Here is a 26,020-nt window from a genome sequence, read left to right on the forward strand (position 1 = left end):
GAAAAAGGTCAAGGATCATCATCCTTGACCTTTTTTATATGAAATTTGAGTAGATGATCGCGCTTGATGTTTTTAAATGCGGTGACTGGGACATAAATAGAGGATAACGACTAATCAAGTGGAGAATTCAAATGAAGAGTATTCGTAAAATCTTAATTCCGAGACAGTTATTGTTGCTGTTGATCCTCTCAACAGGCTTACTAAATCATGTCATGTTGATCCCGAGTATCTTTCAGGCAGCCGGACGGGATGGGTGGATCAGTATCCTTGCTGCCTATCCCATACTCCTTCTCATGACGTTTCTAATCTTTTACATCATCAAGCACTCCCCCAAGGAAGGCTTCTTTCATTTGCTTCAACAGAAATGGCCGAGATGGGCCGTCTTATTGTTTTCTTTACCAATCGGTTTATTTTTACTTTCAAGTGCATACATAACCTTTGTTGATTTAATACTATGGCTAAGTGCTTACTTTCTGGCTGATGTGCCCTCTTTCATTGTCTGGGGAGGTATTTTTATCATTTGTTTCCTGATCACATGGGCAGGAATTAAACACATGGCGATTGCCAGCGGAATCCTGTTACCCCTTGTCATGATCTTCGGGTTTTTCATAGCGATTACCAATACGAATTTAAAGGATCCAAGCTTATTGTTTCCAATTATGAGTAATGGATATGAGCCGATCATAAAAGGAATGATTTATGTATTGAGCGGGCTCCTCGAGCTATATTTAATTGTCTTGATTCAGCCGTATAGTGAGGGGAAAATAAAGATGCATCATTTAATCGTTCTTGGCTTGATCTTTATGGGCCTGATGTTCGGTCCCCTTACAGCATCCATTATGGAATTCGGGCCAGTAGAATCAGCGAACTTGAGATACCCTGCGTATGAGCAATGGAGGATTCTTTCCATAGGGGAATTCATCACCCACCTGGATTTCTTTGCCCTCTATCAGTGGTTGTGTGGAGCATTGATCAGAATCAGTCTGTTTATGTTCCTTTTGGGTGCACTCCTTATGAAAAAGAAGGATCAACATCGGATCTCTTTAAAGGTATTGATACCGATTTTTATCATTTTTTTCGGACTGGCACTGTTCAGTATTGATACATATGATTTTTATCTATTTTTGTTTCATCTATTTTTCCCATTGACGGTCATCCTCTTCATGGGTCAAATCATCGTTTCAGCCATCATTTTACGATTGGTAAAATAAAAAGATGGATTCATTATGAATAAAAACAGAGCGAGCTAAGTAAAGGATGTTTTCAATGAAGAAAGCCTCTAAAGAAAAGACAACAAGTAAGGAATCAAAAGGAGCCACCCTGGAAGAAGTGAGGGAATTATTTTCACACAGTCAGGATCTGGTGATAAAGGCCCATCTCTTTCATGGAACGGAGACGACCATTGTTTATTTTGATAGCCTGGTGGACCGGCATTATCTGGATCAATATATTTTTCCAAAGATTGAAGAAGTCGCACATATAACCTTTTCAGAAAATATCATGAATTTGTTTCAGGCAGAGGAAATCACAGAGGGCTCCATAGAAGAATTGGCTTCCGCTCTATTTTCAGGATTTGTCCTCTTCTTTGTTGATGAAAGGGTTTTATCCATCCACGCAGGAAATCTACCGAAAAGATTGCCGGAAGAATCATCTTTGGAAACATCGATTCGGGGACCTAAAGACGGTTTCGTTGAAGACTTGAATACAAATATTTCTTTAATTAGAAGGAGATTGTTCACTCCCTCTCTCTGTGTGGAAAAATATAAAATTGGCACAAGGTCCCACACTGACATAGCGATTTTGTATCTGGATGATGTCATTGACCAGAATGTCCTGAATGAATTATACACAAGGCTTGATAAGATAGACATCGACGTGTTGACAGGGAATCAACATCTTGAATCACTCATTGATGATAATCCTTATTCGATATTCACAAGTTTTGATTATACAGGCAGGCCCGATTTCATCGTAGACTCGTTAAATCAGGGCAGGTTTGCCCTGATTGTAGATGGTTTTCCGACCATCTCTTTAGCCCCGGTCAACTTATTGCTGCAAATTAAGTCACCGGAAGACTCAAGCATCAATTATGTGTATGTGTCTCTTGAAAGAATCATAAGGATGGTGGGAATATTAATTTCTGCATTCTTACCTGGGCTTTGGGTGGCTTTCTCTGCGTATAACATTGAACAAATCCCATATCTCCTTGTGGCAACCATCTCGATGTCAAGGTTTGGCCTTCCTCTATCGGCTCCGGTTGAAATGTTCATCGTGCTATTCTTGTTCGAGTTTTTCAATGAAGCCGGTGTGCGCCTTCCGAGGGCGATCGGGCAGACCGTTTCGGTGTTAGGCGGCTTGATTGTAGGAGACGCGGCCATTAGGGCAGGAATGACATCTCCCACCATGCTGGTCATTGGTGCGATAACGTATATATCGTCCTTTACTCTCGTCAATCAATCCCTTAAATATGGAACGACGGTCCTGAGGTTTATTGTGTTACTGGTAAGTACGTTCTTTGGTTTATTTGGTGTAGTCATGATCTTCATCCTGACGGTCATTTACTTATCCACACTCTCGTCTTTTGGAGCACCTTATTTAGGAACGGTTGCACCTATTGGATGGAACGAAGCTATACGATCCTTTCTTAGGATGCCGATCCAGTTCTATAAGCATCGAACCTCTTCCACTAATCCCGTAGACCAAACGAGGAAAGGTAATCATCCAAATGAACAACAAGATAACTAAATTCATTATCATTCTTTTGATGCTTGCTTTATCGGGTTGTACTGGATCAAAAAACATCCAGGACTTAACCTATATTGTCGCCATTGGTTTGGACTATGATGAAACGAAAGATGAATATACTGCGTACATCCAAGGATTGAATTTTGCAAATGTCGCGAAGCAAGAGGGAAGCAGGTCGACAGATCCGATCCCAACCTTCGTAGGCTCTGCAAAAGGGAAGACCTTGAACATGGCAGTCAGTAACTTATATAAAGTATCGAGACCGCCATTGTTTTTTGGACACACCAAAACGCTTGTCTTGTCCAAGAATCTATTGAAGTATAAATTCAAAGAAGTATTAGAGGACGTTGGTAGAAACCGTTCCCTGAGGCCTAGCCTTGAACTGTTTGTAACAGATACGAATATTGAAGATATTTTTAGTGCGAAGGGATTATTTGATTACCCGCCTGTATACACGGTTCTGCTGACCGAAGAAAAATCAGAGGGAATCGAAAATGACATCGATTCAACAAGCTTGATGCACTTCTTAAGGGAATATTATGAACCGATGGGTACTACGCTGATTCCAAATATAACAATCGACCGGCAATCATGGCATTCAGATGGGGAAGTCGCTTCTCTTTATCTGGATGGATATAGTGTCTTTCAAGATGAAACATTCAAAGGGGAAATTTCGGCGAGTGATTCCATGACTGTGGACTGGCTTCAGAATAAGAAAAATTCTCTCGATTATGCTTTATATGAAGAAGGTGAACTCCTGTCAACATTTAAATTAACAGCAGATGAACCGAAAGTGAAATATCATGAAGATCACGCGAATTTCCCAGAATTTTCGTTGGAAATAAGCGTGGAAGCTGAATTGTTAGAAAAGATAAATGATGTGCCTTTCAAGGAATTACATGCTAAGCTTCAAAAATCGTTAGAAGAAAAAATAACGAAGGTTTATCAACTTGGTTTCGAGAAAAAGATGGATCTTTTCGATGTTGGTGGACGGTGGTATCGTTCCCATCCTGACAAGTTTCATGAATTGGAGAATAGTGGTGACGGATTTTACCTGTCAGACAGTTCGCTAAAAAAAGTAAAGGTAAAGGTTGAGATCAAACATTTCAATGCCTATCGGTATATCAAAGAAACGAGATAAAAAAGAAAGTGAAAAGGAAATCACCAAATAAATTTCCTTTTTCTCTTTCTTTTTCCAATTGGATTGCATAACATGAAGGTAGGTCGACAGAAAGGGGAACCATCACTATGCAAATAAGCATTTATATATTGTTATTAGTAGTATCTGCTGTCGTTGCGATCAGTTGGAGCTGGAAGAGATTACTGGATTTTAATTCCTATAAGAAACCATTTTTAGAAGGAGTCGCACTGCAATTCGTTTTTCTTGCCTTTGCCTCGGTATGGTGGCTCATAACAGAGGATATTTCAGACGGGGTGATGGGCGTATTCTATTATTTCCTTGCCTTCCTTACGATAATGGTCGTTCATGGGTTTATCCTGCATTATCTTTTTTCAAAGAAGAAAATGAGAGAGAGGGAAGAATGAATGCCAGAGAGGAAATTGCCAGTGACAGAGGTTTCACAAAATAGACAATGAATCCTCTCTGCAGGAATTGTTTTTTTATCCTCTTTTTACTAACATAGAATGGAAGAGACAGATAAATTCGGAGGAGATAAAGATGTCAAGAACCAAATCATTCATTGTGGTGATGACCATCATCGGGGTACTCCTTGCAGGTTGCAGCAATAGTGACTTTCAAGCGGAAACGGATTATAAAGTGAAGGAATTTTCCTATACGAACCAGGATAATAAACAAGTAAGCTTAAAAGATTTAAAGGGACAGGTCTGGATCGCCGATTTCATCTTTACCAGTTGCGAAACAGTTTGCCCGCCAATGACATTCAACTTGACAAAGCTGCAAAAGAAGTTAAAAGAAGAAGGGGTAAAGGATTATAAAATCGTTTCCTTCAGTGTCGATCCGGAAACAGATACACCAGACGCATTAAAAGAGTACATATCAAACTTCGAAGCAGACACAAGTAAATGGGAGCTTTTAACGGGCTATGAGTTCGATGAAGTGAAGGACCTTGCGGAACACTCCTTCCGTTCAATCGTAGCGGACGACCCCAATTCCGATCAGATGATTCATGGGACCAGCTTCTATCTGGTGAACCAGGAAGGCACCGTCGTTAAGACATACAGTGGCAACAGTGATGTTCCGTATGATGAAATCGTTCAGGATATGGAAACATTAATGAAAGAAGGATCTGAATAATTCCTCTAAAGAGAATCACCGGATGCGTGATTCTCTTTTTTTTTGCGATTTCCCATTCCAATATTAGGATGGCAACGATTATAATGATGAAAAGGAATGGGGAGCTGAAAAGATGAAGATTCGTCCGATCGAAGTAAAAGATGCTGAAAGAATAGTAGAAATCATGCGCCAAAAGACGGTATTACCCAATATCATCGCGTTACCGAGCTTAAGGGTCGAGAAGTTTGAATCGAGATTGAAGAACCCTTCAACCAACCAGCATGATTTTATAGCAGAAGTGGATGGGATAGTAGTGGGGCTTTGCGGGTTAAGCCAAGGCCTTGGCAGACGTTCCCACACAGGAAGTTTATTCGTATTTATTGATGAGCAATATCATGGGAGGGGAATCGGAACCAGCCTCATTCAAAATGCCATCGATTTAGCGGATAATTGGTTGATGATCGAGCGTATTGAGCTGACAGTCATAGACGTTAATAACAAAGCAAAAGCTTTATATGAGAGATTGGGATTTGAAGAAGAGGGGTTCAAACAAGGCTCCATTGTTCAGAATGGTCGATTTGCGGGGGAATATTGCATGGCGAGATTTCGTCCGGGTGGTGCTGTTAAGAGGGAATATGATAATGTTAAGGAATCTACAGCTAAATTATAGAACAGCAGGTGAGTACAAATTCGAAATTCTAAGGGAATGCTGATAGTTGACATACTGATCACATTATTCATATTTATATGGGTAGTGAAATCCTTTTCAGACGGGGAAGTATGGAAGGGAGTTCTGTTTGCCGTTTGTTTTGCCATCATGGCAGGGGTACTGGTATTCAGATTCAAGAAGAAAAGATAGAAAGTGGTGAGAGGATGAGAAAGGACCATTATACGATTGGTATGGCCGGACATATCGATCATGGAAAAACCACTCTCACAAAGGCACTGACTTCGGTTGACACCGATCGGCTTAAAGAGGAAAAGGAGCGGAGTATTTCAATTGAACCTGGATTCGCCCCTTTGTATGAGGATGATACGATTGAGATTTCTGTAGTGGATGTGCCGGGTCACGAACGCTTCATCCGTCAAATGATTGCAGGTGTAGCGGGAATCGATCTTGTTGTACTCGCAGTTGCAGCTGATGAAGGAGTGATGCCGCAAACGAAAGAGCATCTTGATATTCTGTCCCTTCTTGGAATAAGTCAATGCATTGTCGTCTTGACGAAAATTTCTAAAGTCGAAGAAGATTTGAGAGATATCGCCTGGGAAGATGTCAGCGAAGAATTGATCGGAACCGAATTCGAAGGCTCTCCCATACTATCGGTCGACGGATTGACAGGCGAAGGAGTGAAGGCCCTTAAAGAAACCATCATTTCCTCCTTGAAAGGTCTGCCTTCAAGGAATACTGCAGGGGATTTTCGATTGCCTGTTGATCAGGTCTTTACTGTAAAGGGGCAGGGAACGGTGGTGAGAGGAACGATTTATGAAGGAAGTGTGGAGACGGGTCAAGATCTGACCATTCTCCCATTAGGGATACATACAAAAGCGAAACAAATTCAGGTTCACCACCGAAAGGCAGAAATGGGATACGCCGGTCAACGGGCTGCTGTCAATCTCCCCGGTGTGGACCATAAATCCCTTAAACGGGGAAATGTACTTGTCTCAGCCTCTTCCCTTTTTATGACAAACACAATGGACGTTTGCATAAAAGTGTTACATACTGTGCGATATGAAATCAAACAGAGAATGCGGGTCATGATTCATACAGGTACCTCTGAGGTCTTGGGGAAGCTCGTGTTCTTTGATCGTAATAAAGTGGATGCAGGTATAGACACAGATATGATTCTATGCCAGGTACGCCTTGATGAATCCATCATGGTTAAAAGGGGAGACCGTTTTATCCTCAGGAGGCCCTCACCCGTTGAAACCATCGGTGGAGGGTGGATCATACAGCCAAACGGAGGCAATTACCGGTTTGGAGAAGAAACGATCGGGTACCTTCAATCCCTGATTGAAGGTACCCCGGCTGAACGGGCGCTAAGAGTACTTGATCGATATAAATCCCTTGATAGGGAAATGTTGAAAAAGGAAGGATCCATTTCAGAAGAATGTATGACTGAGTTACTCGAGGAACAGGAATGGGTTCAACTTTCTGATACAACCATAACCCATTGTAAGATCGTTCAAGAATGCCGAAATGCGATGAACCATTTCCTCTTGACGTTTCATGAGAAATTCCCATTATTAAAGGGAGTTAATCGTGCAGAATTGAAGCAACGTTTGAGTGAATATCCTGAAAGTCTGGCAGATTATGTGTTGGAGGACGGGAATTGGGTCGAGGGAAAAGGTCTCGTTCGTTTAGTTGGATTCACACCCCATCTGCCACCTGCATGGGAGAAGAGATGTAATCAGCTACTCGATTTACTGGAAAGGGACGGTACACAGGTAAAAGACATGGTAGAGTACTTTGAGAAGGTAGGAATACCGGAGAAGTGGCACTCGGACTTCACTCGATTCTTCGTTCAGGAGAAGAAAATAGTACCTTTGGACGAAAAGAAAGCTTATTCCTTTGGGGTGTTTAACGACGCAACCATTCGCTTAAGGAAGCATACAGATGATGCATTTCAGGTAGGTGAAGCAAAAGAAGTACTCGGCTTATCCAGAAAATATATGATTCCTTTCCTGGAAAAACTTGATAAAGAAGGATTGACGCTTCGCATAGAAGGGAAACGAAAATGGATTGGCTTTAAAGATAAAGAATAAGTGGGAAGGAAGTACATTCTGGTTGATCAACATAACTAAAGTACAAATTGCTGCTGATCATTCTGTGGCATAGTAGAAAGTAGGATAGGAAATTATGAAAGAGTTATGGAGCGCATTTGGCTGGGTGCTTCCGATAATGATCATTGTGACAGTTACCCTTATCTTTGCGATCTCCTTTTGGAAGAAAAGAAGGGGTAAGGGCAGGTGGCTGAACTTACTCCCTGTATTATTTACATGTATTTCAATCGGTGGCATCTGTCTGATCACCTTGACTCCATTGGAAAACGTTTCAGAGGGATCAGTGAATTTCGATCCTTTCTCCAATTTAAAGTTGAATCTATTGTACCGTAATCATTTGGATGTACCGATCCGTAATCTCCTTGCCAATATTATATTGTTTATTCCATTCACCTTTTTTCTTGCCTGGTGGATGAGACAATCCAAACAATTAATATTGATGGTCACTTTCCTTGGGGGGATCTTTTCATTTGGAATTGAGTTGGCTCAATACTACTTGCCTTTAGGAAGAGCAACGGATATTGATGATTGGATCATGAACACAATGGGATCATTTATAGGAGGCATCCTGTTCGTCATCGCTCGCTATATCTATACATTGTTGAAGATCAATAAGAAAATCAAGTAAGAGCGTCGACGTTATGTTGACGCTCTTTTATTACTTCTCATTAAGCCTGTTCATCCATAAACTTTGACCACGGATGTATAGTCCTTCCCTATAAACAAAAGCTATCAATACCATGAAAGGGGGGATTCTCGTGTTGAAGAAAATAATAATAGCCATGATGGCCGTGACCGCGATATCCGTGGTATTGATTCTCATCATGCAATGGGATGTAAAACAAGGGGTGAAAAACTATACGAGAACCCACCCGATGACAGAGACCCTTTCAAGTAATGCTTCAATTGACGTTTATAATACAGGAAAAAGCTTTTATCAAAACCTTTTTAAGGATATTGAGTCCGCTGAACAATATGTTTGGATCCACTTCTTTATCATTCGGGATGACGAAGTCTCTCAAGAGTTTTTTGATGTATTGACGAAAAAAGCTCAAACGGGTGTGGATGTCCGTCTATCTGTTGACTTTCTTGGGTCAGATATTCATAAAGAGTCCATCAAGAGGCTGGAAAAGGCCGGAGTAAAGGTTACGAAAAGCAGACCCATTAAATTTAAGAATATTTTCTATTCCCTTCACCATCGGAACCATCGCAGGCTTATTTCCATTGATGAAAGCATTGCCTATATTGGAGGATTCAACATGGGGGATGAATATCTCGGAAAAGATCCAAAGCTTGGCTACTGGAGGGACTACCATATTCGGTTGGCAGGCGATGCGGGGAAAGAAGTATATAAGCAGTTCAAAAAAGATTGGACAGAGGACGGTGGCGAGAGTTTAAAGAGTGCTGCGCGACCATATACGTCAACAAGCTCTGAAGGCAGTGTTCATTTCATTTTTTCTACTGGAGATCCTCTTATTGAAAGAACCATTGACTGGATAAATGAAGCAGAAACGAGTGTGACCATCACAACCCCATATTTTATCCCCACCAATAAGCTTATCACCGCATTGAAAGATGCGGTGAAGAGAGGGGTCGAGGTGAATATCCTTGTACCGGATGATACGGATGCCTGGTTCACCAAACCCGTTAGTTACAGAATAGAAAAGAGCCTTTTAGAAGAAGGAGTGAAATTATATCTGTATCAGAAGGGGTTTTTTCACGGTAAGGTGATGGTTGTAGATCATGCATGGGCCGACGTAGGGACAGCCAATTGGGATCCGCGCAGCTTTTACTTAAATGATGAGAGCAACTGCATCATTCGGGACGAAAAAGTGGCGAAACATTTGGAATCCCTAATTGAAAATGATATGAAGGATAGTGAAAAGCTGACCATGGAAGCTTTCGATGAGCTGCCCTCCTGGGAAAAAGCCTTACAAAAGACACCCCCCTGGCTTTATTATTACTTCTAGTTCAATCTGGATTCATGATGTACGGAGGTAAAAATTTTTGTTGAATAAGAAAATATGGTAAAGTGTTCTCATATAGTTTAGATATAAACACCTTAATAAAGAAAGGGATTGTCCATGAGCGAGCTCTTGTTTATAGCTTTGTTTGTTCTTTCGTTAATGGCATTTACGTTTTTTAATGTGTCAAAGAAGAAACATGTTTCAAAGTATCACAAGTCGATAGCAGTCACAATTGTCATCTTCTCTGTGATCGGCATGATGTTGGCGGTCCTTCTTTACCTTCCGAACGCTTCTTAGAAAACGGAGAATACTGAAAAAGCAAAAGACACAAGAGGAAGGTCTCACGTGTCTTTTTTTTATGTCTGAGGATGGTGGACCAAACCCTACTTATAGATTGTTTGCCTCACAGTGGGCAGAAATTTGATATGATTAGATATGGCTTAATGAAAGCTCGTGGAAAGATCGAATCATCATGGATACTGACTGTGCGTATGGCAATAAAGGAGAATATAGATGAAAGCAGCAATGATTTTTGATATGGATGGTACATTATTTCAAACAGACCGCATACTTGAGGCTTCACTTCATGATACCTTCCAATTACTTAGAGATGAAGAAATGTGGGAGGGGGATACACCTCTCGAAAAATATAGAGAAATAATGGGTGTCCCCCTTTCTGATGTGTGGAGGACCCTATTGCCCCTGCATCCCTTGCATACACATGAAAGAGTAAATGAAGTATTTCAGGATAAATTGATTCAAAACATACTGGATGGAATGGGCGCCCTCTATACCCATACAGAAGACCTCTTAGCCTATTTGTCCGAAAGGGGATTTCCGATTTTTGTGGCAAGTAACGGCTATCCACGTTATCTCGAGACAATCGTGGAATATTATGGGTTGGATCGATGGATTTTATCCTGCTATAGTATTGAGGATATTGACTCTGAGGATAAGGGGGAACTCATTCGGAAAGTGAAGGTCGATCATGATCTCAGTCACGGAATTGTGATCGGAGACAGACGATCTGACTTTAAAGGAGCCGAGGCGAATGAGTTCCTCTCCATCGGATGTGCTTTTGATTTTTCTCAGGAAAATGAGTTACATGAAGCAGACATCGTGGTCGGTGACTTGATTGAAATCAGAGAATATTTAGAGAAGGTGAAATGAAATAAGAGAGAGGAGTGATCGAGTGGAGGAGGAAAAACTGGCCATATTGAATGAGAGTGGAGATAGGTTAGGGGTCACGAGCCGTTCGGAGGTGCACGCGAAGGGTTACTGGCATGAGACCTTTCACTGCTGGTTTGTTCATTATGACGAGGATTTGAAGGAAACCTTCATCTATTTTCAGTTAAGAAGTGACGATAAGAAAGATTTCCCCGGTCTTTTGGATATAACGGCCGCGGGACATATTTTGTCCGATGAGAAGATTGAAGACGGTGTGAGGGAAGTCCACGAAGAGTTGGGAATCAAGGTCAAGTTTGAGGAATTGGAGGCTTTGGGGGTGGTAAAAGGGGAACTCATTCAAGAAAATATGATAGACAGGGAGCATACCAATGTATTCCTCTATACCAAGCCGGTCTCATTCGAGGAATTTCAGCTTCAGACGGAGGAAGTTTCAGGTATTTTACGTTCATGCCTGTCCGATTTCAAATCGCTTATTCAACGTGATAAAGCAGAAATCGAACTTGAAGGATTTGTTGTCACCAAGGATGGGGTTAAGAACGATATCAGCAAAAAGGCTGGTTATCATCATTTCGTCCCTCATGAAAGGCCCTACCTTATCAAAATCATCGATCGTATAGAACAGAAAATGTAAGAAAATAATCCCTCTTTCCCATAGCGGAAATGGATGATGAAGGCTATCATGAATATTTGGTACATACATACTGTGAAAGAGAGTAGGAGAAACATTGAACGGCACAGCGCACATGGCAATTGGAGCAGCAACAGGTTTTATCGTGGCGAATTCATTTGGATCCGGTCCGGGTGCGACAGCCGCACTTGTAGCAATCGGCGGTGTATCCGGACTCATGCCGGATTTGGATATTGACGGAAAGCTTAGTAACAAAGTTACTTTCTCCCCCAAAATGATCAGGTCGGTGGCGCAAATCATCGGCTTTCTCATGATGGTGTACAGCTACCTGGAAGGCAGTGGGAAAGAACGGTGGCTTGGGATTGGCTATGGGGCAGGAATGATGTTACTCACAAGCTTCATCACCCAGAGAAGGATGCTGATGATTACTGGCATAGGTGTGACGGCATGTGGATGGCAATTAAATGAAATATGGTTATGGTTATTGGGCATCTATATATTTATTGCTTCCTTCGTGTCACATCGCAGTTATACCCACTCTGTACTGGGGTTGATATACTATGCTATCATCGCTCGTTATCTCGAGACTTCTATTCTGATTGATGGAGTATTTGAAGCATGTGTCATCGGATATGCGAGTCATTTGATCGCGGATATGAAGTTTCTCCCTTTTAATAAGAGAGGCATAAAGCTCTTCCTTCCTCTTTCGTCAAAAGAAATGTAAAAATGTGTTTATACCTACTTGACCATTATTTACCTATACATTAAAATAATGGGAACACAATAAATGGTTAATTGCGATGAAGAAGAAGAGTAGACGATCGAAACATTTAAGAGAGCTGATGGATGGTGAGAATCAGTATGGGGAATCGTTGAATGGGCTTTTGAGCATCCAGGCTGAAATAAAGTAGGTTCTGGCGGAAGGTCTCACCGATAAAAGGGACGATGTATCGAAGGCGACTTCTGTACAGATGAGTGCGTTTACTGAAGTGTAAGCGAATGAAGGTGGCACCACGGGTTTCCCGTCCTTTTTTAGAGGACGGTAAGCCCTTTTTGTGTTTTCTGATTATTTTTCAACGGAGGGTATGATGGGGATGAAAAAACAAGTTCTGACTGGTATCAAGCCAACTGGCCGTATACATTTGGGGAATTATATTGGGGTGATTAAACCGGCATTGGGATTGGCGGAGAACCAATCATATAACACTGCTTATTTTGTTGCGGATTATCATGGTTTAACAAAAATCCATGATCCCATTGAAATGAAGGAGCTTTCATATGGGGTGGCGGCAGCGTGGTTAGCGTTAGGGTTGAATCCTGATTCAGCGATTTTTTACCGTCAATCTGATGTGCCTGAAATCTTTGAGCTGAGCTGGATCCTTTCTTGTTTTGCACCAAAAGGATTATTAAACCGGTCTCACGCATATAAATCAATGGTTGAAGAAAATAAAGAAAGCGGCAGAAATGTTGATGCTGGAGTCAATATGGGATTATTTACGTATCCCATTTTAATGGCTGCGGATATCCTCCTTTTCCAAACCGAATTGGTCCCTGTCGGAAAAGATCAAATACAGCATGTGGAAATTGCCAGAGACATAGCTGAAAGCTTTAACAATCAATATGGAGAAACATTTGTCATCCCTGAATACGTCATCCAAGAAGAAACGGCCGTTCTACCGGGACTGGACGGCCGCAAGATGAGTAAAAGTTATAATAACACCATTCCTTTATTTGAAGAACCAAAAAAGCTTCAAAAATTGATCAATAAAATCAAAACGGATTCTTCACTTCCTGAAGAGCCTAAGGATCCTGACGATTCAATCATTTTTGGTCTTTACAAAGAATTTGCAACCACTGATCAATCGGAAGAAATGAGAAGGAGATTTCAACAAGGAATAGGCTGGGGGGAAGCGAAGAAAGAACTTTTCGACGTAATGAATTCATTCATCGAAGTACCAAGGTCGGAATATGAAGACCTATTGAACAATCGGGATAGACTGGATGCCATCTTACTGAATGGAGCCATAAAAGCACGAAAAAAAACAATCCCATTCATGAAAGAGATTAAAAGGAAAATAGGAATGTATCATTGAAATAGAATAAAATGATCATGATGTTTTTCAGATAATTCATAATTGTCATTGACATTTCTATGTCTTTGTTATAAGTTATGAGAAAGCATTTTAACAATTTCATATTGTTTCTTATCAAGAGAGGTAGAGGGACTGGCCCGAAGACACCTCAGCAACCAGCCACAGTAACAGGTATGGTGCTAATTCCAGCAAGTTGATGTCAACTTGGGCGATAAGAGGGAGAACGAACGTATAAAACCTTCTTATTTTCATAAGAAGGTTTTTTGTTTTTTCCCCTTTTCATTTTCTAGGGACGAAAAGGAGAGAAGGATGTTGAAAAAACATATTGATACTTTGCTTGTCCAGGCAGGCAATCGGAAGGATTCAGCTACTGGTGCCGTAAGTCTGCCCATTCATTTATCGACAGCATATGAACATAGAGGAATCGGTGAATCAACCGGTTATGATTATACGAGAACAGGAAACCCAACCAGGGCGACCCTTGAAGAACTACTGGCTCAATTGGAAGAGGGGCATAGAGGATTTGCATTCAGTTCGGGAATGGCTGCGATTCAGGCAATTCTGGGTTTATTCTCAAGTGGGGATGAATTGATTGTATCGAAGGATCTTTACGGAGGAAGCTACCGCTTATTCGTTCAGTATGAAGCCCAATATAATATCAAATTTCATTTTGTTAATACAAGTGATACTCATTCTATAGAAGAGCACATATCGAAGAGGACGAAGGCTATTTTTCTTGAAACACCAACCAATCCATTAATGAATGAAGCAAATATTTCTGAGGTCGCAGCCATTTCAAAGGCGAGTGGATTACTTTTAATCGTGGATAATACCTTTTATACACCAGTTCTGCAAAAACCGCTCAAAGAGGGAGCAGACCTGGTCATTCACAGCGCTACCAAATACTTAGGGGGCCATAATGACGTTCTGGCCGGAGTTGTCATAGTCAACACAGAGGACTTGGCTGAAAGGATCTATACGATTCAAAATTCAATCGGCGCAGTCCTTGCACCATTTGATTGTTGGCTCTTAATAAGAGGGTTGAAGACCCTTAGTCTAAGAATGGCCCAGCATGAAAAGAATGCACGAAAATTAGCCCAGTATCTTAAAGGGCATGACTGTGTAGCGGACGTCTTATATCCCGGGAAAGGGGGCATGCTTTCCTTTCGCATTGCCAAGGAAGAATGGATCGGTCCATTCCTCCAACATCTAAAGGTTATAACGTTTGCTGAAAGTTTAGGAGGGGTTGAAAGCTTTATTACCTATCCTGCCACCCAGACCCATGCCGACATTCCTGAAGAAGAACGAAATAGACTTGGCATCTGTAACAGATTGCTCAGGTTTTCCGTAGGAATAGAATTTATCGACGACCTGATCGAAGACTTGGAGAATGTTTTTCAACAATTGGAAAAAGAGGTGTTAACGTATGAGTAAAAAACCATTTTCACTTCAGACGTCACTCATCCATTCCCGCGGATTTGATAAAGAGACAGGAGCTGTTTCTACGCCGATTCATCATGCTACAACCTTTCATCAACAGGATTTTGATCAGTATGGTACGTATGACTACAGCCGTTCGGGGAATCCAACAAGGGAAACAGTCGAAGAAACGATAGCGGAATTAGAAGGCGGGGTAAGGGGTTTTGCCTTTTCATCCGGTATGGCTGCCATCTCAACAAGCTTTCTATTATTGTCGAGTGGGGATCACGTACTCGTCTCGGAGGAAGTATATGGGGGGACATACAGGATGATCACGGAAGTCCTTACTAAATTTGATATCGAATACTCTTTTGTGAATATGAAAGATCTTCATGAGGTGGCTTGTGCAATTAAGCACAATACGAAGGTGATTTATATGGAAACCCCGTCGAACCCCTTATTGAATATCACCGATATTGAAGGGGTCGTAAAGCTTGCCAAGGCAAATGACTGCTTAACATTTCTGGATAATACATTCATGACGCCATTGCTGCAAAGGCCAATCAGTCTAGGAGTGGATGTTGTCCTGCACAGTGCAACGAAGTTTCTTGCCGGACATAGTGACGTCTTAGCAGGACTTGCGGTAACGGGAGATGAAGAGATTGCGGGGAAACTTGCTTTCCTGCAGAATTCGTTTGGGGCGGTACTCGGGGTACAGGATTGCTGGCTGCTCTTAAGGGGGCTGAAAACATTGCATGTCCGATTGAAGGAATCATCGGAGTCAGCTTATAAGATTGCAAGCTTCCTAGAAGGCAGAAAGGAAGTAGAAGAAGTGTATTACCCGGGCTTGAGCTATCATCCCGGTCGTGAAATTCAAGTCCGGCAGGCAGAGGGTCCCGGGGCAGTACTATCCTTCCGGTTAAAAGGGGAAGAGGAAGTGAAGCAACTCATCAAACATGTAAACATTCCTGTATTCGCCGTCAGTTTAGGAGCTGTCGAATCGATTCTATCCTATCCATCAAGAATGTCACATGCTTCCATGCCTAAGGCTGAAAGAGAGAGAAGAGGGATTACAGATGGGTTATTGCGCTTATCCGTTGGTCTTGAAAACGCGGATGAATTAATAAAGGATCTTCAAAATGGTTTAGATAGTATACAAAAAATCAATCGAAACAACGTGATCAATTTGTAAAGGGGGAGGATGGGGCATGATGCCATTGCTGGAGGCATTGAAAGAGAGAATCTTGATTGCAGATGGAGCGATCGGAACATTGTTGTATTCATATGGTGTGGACAGATGCTTTGAAGAACTGAATCTTTCTCACCCAAATGAAGTGTTGAAAGTCCATAAAGAGTATATCGATGCCGGAGCCGATATCATACAGACCAATACGTACGGGGCCAATTATCAAAAGCTTTCCAGATACGGATTGGAGGATTCGGTTAAAGAAATTAATACAGCTGCAGTGCGTCTGGCAAGAAAAGCAGCGGGAGAGAACACCTATATTCTAGGCACGATCGGGGGAATCAGGGGCATTAAACAAAATGTGTCCCTCGAAGAAATCAAAAGAAGCTTTCGTGAACAGCTTTACTGTTTATTATTAGAGGGTGTAGATGGCATTCTGCTGGAAACCTATTATGATTTCGAGGAATTGACCACAGTGCTGAACATTGCTAAACGTGAAGCGGATATTCCCGTCATTGCTCAGGTTTCCCTTCATGAAACAGGAGTCCTTCAAAATGGAATGGAAATCAAAGATGCCCTTCAACAATTGGAATTATTGGGGGCGGATGTCGTCGGCATCAATTGCAGGATGGGACCATTTCATATGGTGAATTCATTAGAGGAAGTGCCCTTACCGAAAAGGGCCTTTCTATCCGTCTATCCTAACGCGAGTCTCCCAAACTATGAAGAAGGTCGATTCTATTACTCCGCTGAGCCAGATTACTTTGGGGATATCAGCAATGAACTGCGTCTTCAGGGTGCAAGAATCATTGGGGGATGTTGTGGAACCACACCCGATCACATTCGTTCTGTAGCTGCAAGATTGAAAAGCCGGGAGCCTGTGAAGGAAAAAAAGGTGAAAAAGAAAAAAGTAGTTCAGTTATCTTCACCATCCATCAGTGGAAGCTTGCTGCATGAGCAAGTGAGAGAAAAGAAAACGGTCATCGTTGAACTCGATCCACCCAAGCATCTTGACACGAAATTGTTTTTCCAAGGAGCGGCGGCGCTTAAGGAAGCCGGCATTGACGCTCTCACCCTTGCCGACAATCCGCTGGCATCGCCAAGGATTAGTAATGATGCAATCGGGAGCATGGTAAAGTCGAAATACGATCTTACACCTCTCGTTCACATCACTTGCCGGGATCGAAACCTGATTGGACTTCAATCCCATTTAATGGGCCTGCACACATTAGGGATACACAACTTATTAGCGATAACGGGTGATCCTGCCAAAATCGGGGACTTTCCAGGTGCTGCATCCGTATATGACCTTTCTTCCCTGGAACTTATAGAACTCATTAAACAAAATAATGAGGGAATATCGTTTTCCGGTAAGTCACTGCGGGAGCGGACTCAATTTTCAGTTGGGGCAGCCTTTAATCCGAACTTCCGTCATTTAGACGCTTCTGTGAAAAGACTGGAAAAGAAAAAGAAAGCCGGAGCCGACTATTTTATTTCTCAACCGATCTTTGGGAAAGAACAACTGATCCAAGTATATGAAGCGACGAAGCATCTGGAAATTCCGATTTTCATCGGTGTCATGCCGTTGATCAGTTCAAGAAACGCAGAATTCCTTCACCATGAAGTACCAGGAATCAATGTGCCGGAAGAAACGAGACAAAGAATGAAGGAAGCGGGTAATGATCCCGTCATAGCTGGAGCAGTCGGAATGGAGATAGCCAAAGACTTGCTGGATACGGCAATCCAGCTGTTTAATGGAATATATCTGATTACACCTTTTGTAAGATATGATATGAGCATTGAACTGTTTCATCATATACAAGAGAAAACCAACACGGAAAGAGAGGTTCCCTATGGCCATCACATTGTTTGAAGAACAGCTTAGAAAGAAAATACTCGTACTTGATGGAGCAATGGGGACGATGCTTCAACAAGCAAATTTATCGCAGGAGGATTTCGGAGGGGAAGAACTGGAAGGATGTAATGAAAATCTTGTATTGACAGCGCCGGAGGTTATCTATCAGATCCATCATGAATATTTGAAAGCGGGGGCTGATGTGGTTGAAACGAATACCTTTGGCGCAACCCCCATCGTACTGGACGAATATGATTTAGGCTATAAAGCATACGAAATCAATAAAGTAGCTGCTGAAATCGCCAGGAAAGCAGTAGAAGATGTCTCGACTTCTGATTGGCCAAGATTCGTTGCAGGATCGCTTGGTCCTACTACTAAAACGTTATCCGTGACAGGTGGAGTGAGCTTTGATGAAATGGCAGATAACTACCGTGTCCAAGCAGAAGGCCTTCTCGATGGCGGAGTTGATGTGCTATTACTTGAAACGAGTCAGGATGCTTTAAATGTAAAAGCAGCGAACATCGGCATTCGAACGGCTTTTGAATCCAGAAGGAAAGAAATCCCGATTCTGTTATCCGGAACCATTGAGCCTATGGGCACTACACTAGCCGGTCAAACGATTGAATCATTTTATTTATCCCTTGAACATTTAAACCCTTTGGTCGTTGGCCTTAACTGTGCAACGGGGCCTGAATTCATGCGTGACCACGTCCGTTCGTTATCGGATTTGGCCACTACCTATGTAAGCTGTTATCCGAATGCCGGTCTTCCGGATGAAGAAGGGAACTACAATGAGACAGCTGATTCCCTCAGTGTAAAGATGAAAGGTTTCGCTGAGAAAGGGTGGCTGAATCTTGTAGGAGGGTGCTGCGGGACGACACCGGAGCATATACGTGCCCTTTCAGAGGTTGTGAAGGGATTCCCGCCACGAAAACCCAATGTGTCTCATCCCCATGCGGTGTCGGGAATTGAAGCCTTCATCTATGAGGATGAAGACAGAAGACCGATTCTGGTCGGAGAACGGACGAATGTCATCGGTTCACGTAAATTCAAACGATTGATTGCAGAGAATAAGATAGAAGAAGCTTCTGAGATTGCAAGGGCTCAGGTGAAAAACGGTGCCCAGGTAATCGATATCTGCCTTGCTGACCCTGACCGGGAAGAAGTAGAGGACATGAATGTTTTTATCCAGGAAGTGGTGAAGAAGGTTAAGGTCCCACTTGTCATCGATTCAACGGATGAGAAGGTGCTTGAGGCCGCTTTGAAATTTTCTCAAGGAAAAGTGATCATTAATTCAATTAACCTGGAAGACGGAGAAGAAAGATTTGCTAAGGTCGCTAAATTGATGAAAGCCTACGGAGCGGCAGTGGTGGTCGGGACGATCGATGAAAAGGGAATGGGGGTGTCAGTGGAGCGAAAGGTGGACATTGCCCTTCGTTCACATAAATTGTTAACGGAGAAATATGGGATTGCTTCTGAAGATATCATCTTTGACCCTCTCGTATTCCCGGTCGGTACGGGGGATCAGCAATATATAGGATCAGCCAATAGTACGGTGGAAGGGATCAAGAAGATTAAAGAAGCCTTGCCTGATTGCCCTCATATACTTGGTGTCAGCAATGTTTCTTTCGGGCTGCCCCCTGTCGGAAGGGAAGTCCTCAACGCTGTGTATCTTTATCACTGTACAAAGGCTGGACTCGACTATGCAATAGTCAACACGGAGAAGTTAGAGCGCTTTGCCTCTATTCCTCAGGAAGAAGTCCGAATGGCTGAGAAGCTTTTATTTGAAACGACGGATGAATCACTTGCTGAATTTACAGCATTTTATAGGGGGAAAAAGAAAGAAGTAAAGGCTCCAGTAAACACAATGACGTTAGAAGAACGTTTGGCCCATTATGTAGTGGAAGGCACGAAAGAGGGGTTGGTAGCTGATTTAAACATTGCTCTTGAAAAATACGAGGCTCCCCTTGATATCATCAATGGTCCGCTTATGGCCGGAATGAGCGAAGTTGGAAGATTATTTAACGATAATCAGCTGATCGTTGCCGAGGTATTACAGAGTGCCGAGGTCATGAAAGCGTCCGTCGCTCACCTGGAACCATATATGGAACAAACGGAAAGTTCCTCTTCCAAGGGCAAAGTGATTTTGGCTACGGTTAAGGGGGATGTTCATGATATCGGTAAAAATCTTGTTGATATCATCCTCAGCAATAATGGGTATGAAGTGATTGATTTAGGTATTAAAGTAACTCCCCAGGAACTGATTCAAGTCATTAGGGAAGAAAGGCCCGACATTGTAGGGTTGTCCGGTCTCCTGGTAAAGTCTGCACAACAAATGGTCATCACGGCTCAAGATTTAAAGCAGTCCGATATTTCAGTTCCTCTTGTAGTTGGGGGAGCAGCCCTTACCCGAAAGTTCACTACAAACAAAATCGGCAGGGAGTACGACGGGCTGGTGCTTTATGCCAAGGATGCAATGGATGGATTGAGTATCATGAATGGAATTCAACATGAAGAAACAAGAGTGCAACTGGAAGAGGAAAGCCGTGAGAAACAAAGCCGACTAGATGTACATGAAGAACGGTCTAGTCGAGCCACATCATCCGTTGCAGTGAAAGTACGTTCTACCGTTTCTAAAGAAGTTAAGGTTCATGTTCCATCAGACTTGATACCCCATACGATAAAGGAATTTTCACTGGACCAAATCCACCCCTATATCAATCAGCAAATGCTTCTTGGTCATCACCTTGGCATTAAAGGGAAAATTTCAAGATTGCTGGAGGAAGGGGATGAACGAACGATTCGTCTGAAAGCCGTCACGGATGAGTTGTTCCAAAAAGCAAAAAGGCAAGGAATGATCCTTGCATCTGCACGATATCAATTCTTTCCTGCTCAGTCCGATGGTGATGATGTTGTCATTTATCACTCGGAAGATCTATCAAAAGAGATAGAACGATTTCATTTTCCTAGGCAATCGGGGAATCAGCATCTGTGTTTGGCGGATTACTTAAAATCGGTTGAAAGTGGGGAAATGGATTATGTCGGATTCTTCGCCGTAACGGCCGGGGTGAAAATCAGGCAGTGGGCTAAGGAGTTGAAAGAGGAAGGGCGGTTCCTGGAAAGTCATGCATTGCAGGCCATTGCCTTGGAAACAGCTGAAGGCTTGGCTGAAAGAGTTCATGAAATGATGAGAAGCAGATGGGGTTTCCCGGATCCAGTAGACTTTACGATGCAGGACCGTTTCCGTACCCATTATCAAGGTCAACGGTTTTCATTTGGGTACCCCGCATGTCCTGAGCTTGAGGATCAGAAGAAGCTGTTTAAGCTTCTCGAGCCTGAAAAAATTGGAATCCAGCTAACAGACGGATGCATGATGGAACCTGAAGCATCGGTAACGGCCATGGTCTTCGCTCATCCGGAAGCAAGATATTTTAATGTATTATGATCATCTATAAAAAGGCAACTTCCAGAAATGGAGCTGCCTTTTTCTTTATGGTCATGACTGAAAGTGGACTGCTATTCATGGATAGGTTGGCAATGGCAGAACGTAACGTTAGAGATGAAGGGAAATCGGCCTGTAGAGTAATAAAGGGGAAATACAGAGTTAGAAAGAATGATCTTCTGTTTTTACACTTTGATTACTAAACTTGGTTTCAAGTATTTCGAGAATCTTTTCCTCAGAAAATCCTGTGATCATCGTTAAATTAAGTAAACTAGGTTTGAGACCGATAGTCTCGCAAAAATGATAGGCACTTTGGATAGCAAGCGTTTCGATACACTTTCTTGTCAGATTGTTATTCATTCTCTCATCAGCTCCCAACTATTTTGACATATGACTAAGTAGTAAGAATACGACATCATATTAAGATTAGAGGTTGGTTTCTAATAGGAGATCCCTATACATCAAAATAGTATATCGAGACATACCCTTGCTGTCTGCTTCTCTGGTAATACCCCCATTATACACTTTATATTGTGAATTGTAGAGGTTATTTACAAAATAATGTAATATTATTTGAAAATGCTTATTATTCATACTTTTTTATTTTTCCAGCACATGAGACGATTTTTTTACCTTGCCATTTCATATTGTATTCATTCCCGGGGTGGCTCTAAATGACATTGATGCATGAATGTGTTATATAATAGAAGGAGAGATAAGATAGTTTTGAACATTTTACTTGAAAAGAGTATGATTTCCAGACTACTCATAACGTCAGAAGGGGAAGAGGAAATGGAACATTTTGATGGATATTATAGGAGGAATCATACATGCATAGAAACAAAGAAGTACATACATTTTTATTGGGGAAGGCTCGTCAATTGACAGATGAATGGTATGAATCCCTGGATAAAAGTGCTACCAGTGGCGTTTATTCTTCAACTGATCCGAAAGTAATTGAAACATTAAAGAAGCAAAATTTTGAATTTCATGGAATCCTTTGCAATGTATTTGCGGAGGATCGGGAAACATTCAGAAAGAATATTGATGAATGGGTCTTAAACCTTGCGAATGATAAGGAACATTTAGATACCCCCACTCATCATATCCTTAAGGAATTTATGAGGGTAAGAAATCAATACCTGGATTTTTTGAAAGAATTTGCAGATTCTCATTTAGATGAGGGTATATTTAATCAATTTAATTTATGGAGCAAGGTGATTATAGAAGCATTCGACCGGGTCATGATACGTTTTGTGGAGTTACAGTCTGAAGTTGTGGAACAACAGCTCCAAAATCAGCAGGAAATTATTAATGAACTCAGCTCGCCGGTCATATCCCTGAATTCACATACCGCTCTTTTGCCACTAGTAGGTAACATTGATCCTACAAGGGCGGAACTCATCTTAGAAAATGCCTTGGCTCAATGTGTAGATATGGAAGTTTCCCAATTGTTCATCGATTTATCCGGTGTCGTATTAATCGATACGATGGTAGCTCATCAAATTTTCCAGCTGATCGACGCACTTCAATTGATTGGGGTGAAACCAATTCTTTCAGGGCTGCGACCTGAAATCGCTCAAACGGCCGTTCAACTTGGATTGAATTTCGAACACCTCACTATCACCTCGACATTGTCACAAGCTTTAACAATCAAAAACAATGAGATATGATCAAACCGATTAAAAGCATCCGTACATTGTGTATGGATGTTTTTTTACATTCAGTGCGTTCCCCTTCACGATCATAAGGAACAATAAAAACTCTGAAATTAAATATCTTGAATTAAAGATAATTATCGTGTATGATACAACTATAAGGTAAATACTATCTCTTAAGGAGTGAAAATAAAATGAACTTAAAACCATTAAAAGGGCAGCATCATGTTTCTGCCATAACAGCAAATGCAAAGAAAAACTATGAATTCTACACGAAAACCCTGGGATTAAGATTAGTAAAAAAATCCATCAATCAAGATGACACCTCTGTATATCACCTGTTTTATGCAGATGAAAGAGGGAATCCAGGGACGGACCTTACATTTTTTGAGATTCCACATGCAGGACACACATATAAAGGAACGAACAGTATTTCATTGACGGCACTAAGGGTAAAGACGGATGACTCACTGTCTTATTGGAAAAAACGTTTTGCAGAGTTAGGAGTGGACCATGATGATATATCTCATCACACAGGCCGATCTACGTTACGTTTCCGTGATTTCGAAGGTCAGCGTCTCATGCTAGTATCCGATGAAACGAATGAAGGAGTGCCCGGCGGGAAGCCTTGGGATAAGAGTCCGGTTCCAGTTGAACATGGGGTTGTCGGTTTAGGTCCTATCACATTGACCGTCGCCCGTGGAGAGAACACAGCGGCTGTACTCAAAGATGTACTCGGCTTTAAAGAAACTGGAAGCTTTCCTTCAGACATTGAAGGCCAGGCCGATATCCGGGTATTTGAAACAGGGGAAGGCGGAACAGGTGGAGAAGTGTATCTTGAAGAAAGAAATGACCTTCCCGCGGAAAGACCTGGAAGAGGAAGCGTACACCACGTAGCATTCCGGGTTGAAGATGAAACGGAGTTGCAAAAATGGGTAAACTGGATTACAGAAAACCGCCTGCCGAACTCAGGTTTTGTGGAGCGCTACTATTTCCGTTCACTCTATTTCCGTGAACCAAATGGTATTCTATTCGAACTTGCAACAGATGGTCCAGGCTTTGAAACGGATGAGGACTTTACTACGTTAGGACAAAATTTATCACTTCCACCATATTTCGAAGCCCAAAGAGAATCGATTGAAGCGAAGTTAAAACCATTGGATACGAAAGAATAAGGAGGACAATTTCTTGAAACATATCTTTAAGCAAGGAAACAATGAACTCCCTACACTTTTATTGCTGCATGGTACAGGGGGAGATGAACGTGATTTACTTCCCCTTGCCGAAATGATTGCACCCGAAGCCTCTGTTTTAAGCGTGAAAGGGAACGTGGACGAGAATGGAATGGCCCGTTTTTTTGCCCGCTTACGTGAAGGTGTCTTTGATGAAGAGGATTTAGTATTCCGAACTAATGAATTGAAGCAATTCATTGATGAAAGCGCGATTGACTATGAATTTGACCGTGGAAATGTGGTAGCCTTGGGCTATTCCAATGGAGCAAACATAGCAGCAAGTATGATGTACCATATAAAAGAATCATTGAAGGCCGGTATCCTGTTTCATGCCATGGTACCAAGACGCGGGATCGAACTGCCGGATTTATCTGGTGTACCGGTCTTTATTGGTGCCGGTAAGCGGGATCCCCTCATCCCCATGAATGAAACAAAGGAACTGGTGGAAAACCTGAAAGAGGCCCATTCTCCCGTTACGGAGTTCTGGACAGATGGAGGTCATGAGCTTCGTCGGGAAGAGGTGGAGGAAGCGAAGAAGTGGTTCGAAAAGAATTTTAAGTGATGGTGAAAAACTCCGGAAGACAGTTGTCTAACGGAGTTTTTTTGTAGATTACAATAGAAGAACCCTATCTTTTAAGTGGTAACAATCATCTGATGTGCCTTGAAGACTTTTACCATTTCCAGCGTCAAAATTCCCCGCCATTCCGTTTCCGCATCCGGCCATGTTTCTTCGTAGTGCCCAAACCATGACCAAGTGGGCTGCCAGAACCCGTCATGGTGTTGGGATTCTAACTCCTTCACCAATTGTACCTGTACGACATCCTTCAATATCTCATAAAAGGGTGATGAAGGTTCACTTGCTACCTGAAGCGGTTTTGCCACATATTCATTCCACCTCTCAGGATCCGTGCAAACCGTTTTGCGCACATTCGTCGAGAGGATGTTGAATAGAGTGGATTTAGTGTTCCCTTCCACTTCATTTAATAACCTTTCGTAACAGAGGAAATCATGCATGTCGATTGGCTCGACTAATCCAGTAAGTTCACTGATGGCCTTTTCAGTCCATTCTTGAAGACGGGGATGATCGGGTTGAAACCGATGGAAATATCCTACGATTTCTGCGTTTGGATTTGCCCAAGTCGTTTGGACGCCGCAATGACCTTTTTCTGGGTCGAAATGCCACCATGGTGCGTGAGGCACTGAATTGACCTCTTCGGGTACAGCATTCCAACCTTCGTTTTTTTCATCGTATTCATTCTGTAAATAATTCATAGCCTTTTGAACGATAGGGTGACTGCCGGTGAGTCTTAATTCTTTTGCTCTTTGTAACCCAATGGTGGTAGCAAGTGGAGAGGAACTGTCCAGTCGAAAGTCAGGTTCGATTGACTGACCGAATCCCCCGTCCTCATTTTGATAGCAAGATAACTCATGAATGGCTGCGTCCTTACTTCCTTCTTCAAAGTGATAGTCGAATAACTTCTGTTCAAGAGGCCTGGCATTCTGTCGGATATAATCTTTTGCCTTTTTCCATTGCCCGGGGGAAAGGTTCATATGAAAAACTCCTTATATTAA

General features: G+C 42.1%; 22 protein-coding genes, 1 riboswitch and 1 other annotated feature. Of the genes, 21 read left to right on the forward strand and 1 reads right to left on the reverse strand.

From position 1 onward, the window contains the following. Positions 1–131: 131 nt before the first annotated feature. The 21 genes from P8596_RS11125 to P8596_RS11225 all read left to right on the forward strand — a co-directional run bounded on the left by P8596_RS11125 (position 132) and on the right by P8596_RS11225 (position 25,010). Entirely contained in the window at positions 132–1,211 is a 1,080-nt protein-coding gene (locus P8596_RS11125; protein ID WP_254651403.1) for an endospore germination permease, read from the forward strand. 55 nt (positions 1,212–1,266) lie between these two features. Next, positions 1,267–2,745, forward strand: coding sequence for a spore germination protein (locus P8596_RS11130; RefSeq protein ID WP_254651404.1), 1,479 nt, complete (start codon positions 1,267–1,269; stop codon positions 2,743–2,745). Then, entirely contained in the window at positions 2,726–3,886 is a 1,161-nt protein-coding gene (locus P8596_RS11135; RefSeq protein WP_279726863.1) for a Ger(x)C family spore germination protein, read from the forward strand. Before P8596_RS11130 ends, P8596_RS11135 begins: the two co-directional genes overlap by 20 nt. 107 nt (positions 3,887–3,993) lie before the next feature. After that, complete coding sequence (locus tag P8596_RS11140; RefSeq protein WP_224520162.1) at positions 3,994–4,290, forward strand: hypothetical protein; 297 nt, start codon at positions 3,994–3,996, stop codon at positions 4,288–4,290. Positions 4,291–4,423: 133 nt separating this feature from the next. Continuing rightward, complete coding sequence (locus tag P8596_RS11145) at positions 4,424–5,020, forward strand: SCO family protein (RefSeq protein WP_254651406.1); 597 nt, start codon at positions 4,424–4,426, stop codon at positions 5,018–5,020. 112 nt (positions 5,021–5,132) lie between these two features. Then, on the forward strand, positions 5,133–5,669 hold the full coding sequence (locus P8596_RS11150; protein WP_254651407.1) for a GNAT family N-acetyltransferase: 537 nt from the start codon (positions 5,133–5,135) through the stop codon (positions 5,667–5,669). Positions 5,670–5,872: 203 nt separating this feature from the next. Beyond that, positions 5,873–7,762, forward strand: a complete 1,890-nt coding sequence (gene selB, locus P8596_RS11155; RefSeq protein WP_254651409.1) for a selenocysteine-specific translation elongation factor — start codon at positions 5,873–5,875, stop codon at positions 7,760–7,762. Between the two features lie 94 nt (positions 7,763–7,856). After that, the gene (locus P8596_RS11160; RefSeq protein ID WP_229595020.1) at positions 7,857–8,408 is read left to right on the forward strand and encodes a VanZ family protein; all 552 of its coding nucleotides are present in this window, start codon (positions 7,857–7,859) and stop codon (positions 8,406–8,408) included. 130 nt (positions 8,409–8,538) lie between these two features. Continuing rightward, complete coding sequence (gene cls, locus P8596_RS11165) at positions 8,539–9,750, forward strand: cardiolipin synthase (protein ID WP_254651410.1); 1,212 nt, start codon at positions 8,539–8,541, stop codon at positions 9,748–9,750. Positions 9,751–9,864: 114 nt separating this feature from the next. Beyond that, entirely contained in the window at positions 9,865–10,044 is a 180-nt protein-coding gene (locus P8596_RS11170) for a hypothetical protein (protein WP_034759848.1), read from the forward strand. A 216-nt stretch (positions 10,045–10,260) separates the two neighbouring features. Continuing rightward, positions 10,261–10,917, forward strand: a complete 657-nt coding sequence (locus P8596_RS11175; RefSeq protein WP_254651411.1) for an HAD family hydrolase — start codon at positions 10,261–10,263, stop codon at positions 10,915–10,917. 22 nt (positions 10,918–10,939) lie between these two features. Beyond that, positions 10,940–11,566, forward strand: a complete 627-nt coding sequence (locus tag P8596_RS11180) for an NUDIX hydrolase (protein ID WP_254651412.1) — start codon at positions 10,940–10,942, stop codon at positions 11,564–11,566. Positions 11,567–11,660: 94 nt separating this feature from the next. Continuing rightward, the gene (locus tag P8596_RS11185; protein ID WP_224520154.1) at positions 11,661–12,287 is read left to right on the forward strand and encodes a metal-dependent hydrolase; all 627 of its coding nucleotides are present in this window, start codon (positions 11,661–11,663) and stop codon (positions 12,285–12,287) included. A gap of 67 nt (positions 12,288–12,354) precedes the next feature. Then, positions 12,355–12,596: a binding site (T-box leader), on the forward strand. Between the two features lie 61 nt (positions 12,597–12,657). Next, on the forward strand, positions 12,658–13,656 hold the full coding sequence (locus P8596_RS11190) for a tryptophan--tRNA ligase (protein ID WP_279726864.1): 999 nt from the start codon (positions 12,658–12,660) through the stop codon (positions 13,654–13,656). 108 nt (positions 13,657–13,764) lie between these two features. Beyond that, a riboswitch (SAM riboswitch) is annotated at positions 13,765–13,874 on the forward strand. 91 nt (positions 13,875–13,965) lie between these two features. Further along, positions 13,966–15,090 carry a methionine biosynthesis PLP-dependent protein gene (locus P8596_RS11195; protein WP_279726866.1) on the forward strand — a complete coding sequence of 375 codons (1,125 nt, stop codon included), beginning with the start codon at positions 13,966–13,968 and terminating at the stop codon, positions 15,088–15,090. After that, positions 15,083–16,267: a cystathionine beta-lyase gene (gene metC, locus P8596_RS11200; protein ID WP_254651415.1), complete on the forward strand. Its 1,185-nt coding sequence runs from the start codon at positions 15,083–15,085 to the stop codon at positions 16,265–16,267. Before P8596_RS11195 ends, metC begins: the two co-directional genes overlap by 8 nt. 19 nt (positions 16,268–16,286) lie before the next feature. Then, the gene (locus P8596_RS11205; RefSeq protein WP_224521099.1) at positions 16,287–18,134 is read left to right on the forward strand and encodes a bifunctional homocysteine S-methyltransferase/methylenetetrahydrofolate reductase; all 1,848 of its coding nucleotides are present in this window, start codon (positions 16,287–16,289) and stop codon (positions 18,132–18,134) included. After that, on the forward strand, positions 18,115–21,561 hold the full coding sequence (gene metH, locus P8596_RS11210) for a methionine synthase (protein WP_279726868.1): 3,447 nt from the start codon (positions 18,115–18,117) through the stop codon (positions 21,559–21,561). Before P8596_RS11205 ends, metH begins: the two co-directional genes overlap by 20 nt. Before the next feature lie 827 nt (positions 21,562–22,388). Continuing rightward, entirely contained in the window at positions 22,389–23,231 is an 843-nt protein-coding gene (locus P8596_RS11215; protein ID WP_224520149.1) for an STAS domain-containing protein, read from the forward strand. Positions 23,232–23,410: 179 nt separating this feature from the next. Further along, a complete protein-coding gene (locus tag P8596_RS11220; RefSeq protein WP_224520148.1) occupies positions 23,411–24,391 on the forward strand; it encodes a ring-cleaving dioxygenase in 981 nt (326 codons plus the stop codon). A 13-nt stretch (positions 24,392–24,404) separates the two neighbouring features. Next, positions 24,405–25,010, forward strand: coding sequence for an alpha/beta hydrolase (locus P8596_RS11225; protein WP_224520147.1), 606 nt, complete (start codon positions 24,405–24,407; stop codon positions 25,008–25,010). A 71-nt stretch (positions 25,011–25,081) separates the two neighbouring features. Here P8596_RS11225 and P8596_RS11230 read toward each other — a convergent pair whose 3' ends face one another. Further along, entirely contained in the window at positions 25,082–25,999 is a 918-nt protein-coding gene (locus tag P8596_RS11230; RefSeq protein ID WP_224520146.1) for a hypothetical protein, read from the reverse strand. Positions 26,000–26,020: the final 21 nt, after the last annotated feature.

The organism is Rossellomorea sp. DA94 (assembly GCF_029834455.1).
GTDB lineage: Bacteria > Bacillota > Bacilli > Bacillales > Bacillaceae_B > Rossellomorea > Rossellomorea vietnamensis.